The organism is Roseateles sp. P5_B10 (genome assembly GCF_056400485.1).
In genome coordinates, this window is the sequence record NZ_JBFULE010001624.1 from 1 (window position 1) to 590 (window position 590).

1 protein-coding gene is annotated in these 590 nt (G+C 62.9%); it reads right to left on the reverse strand.

Annotated elements, in window-relative coordinates:
* Window positions 1-590, reverse strand: a 590-nt coding sequence (locus AC1DU6_RS34960; protein WP_477863132.1) for an isochorismatase family protein, incomplete at both ends; no start/stop codon positions are given.

A 590-nucleotide genomic window follows, 5' to 3' on the forward strand; every position in this document is an offset into this window, starting at 1 on the left:
GTTGAAGACGGCTGCCTTCTGGACGTAGTCGGGACCGGCCTGATGCGTGGCGTCTTCGAGCATCACGCCGAAATATTCGAGATGGAAGCCGTCGCGCAGGGTCGATTCCACGCAGACATTGGTGGCAACGCCGCAGAACACCAGGTTGCGGATGCCGCGCGCGCGCAGGATGCTGTCGAACTGGCTATTGAAGAAACCGCTGTAGCGCGGTTTCGGCACCACGATATCGCCCGGCTGTGGCTGGAGTTCATCAACGAGTGCATAGTCCCAACCACCCTTGGCGAGCAGGCTGCCTTGTAATTCCGTGCGTGCGCGCATGGTCTTGAGTGAGTTCGATTTGTGCCAGTTCGGGGATCCCGGACCGCCGGCCTCGACATAGTCGGCGTCCCAGCCGTTCTGGAAGTAGATCACGGTGACGCCTGCCTCGCGCGCGACCTCCAGCGTCTCCTTGACGGCCACGATCGCTGCCTTGGCGCCGGTCACGTCGAAGCCTGCGAGATCCAGATAGCCGTTCGGCGACGCGTAGGCGTTCTGCATGTCGACGACGATGACTGCGGTCTCCTCGACCGCGAGCCGCAATGGCTCGGGGC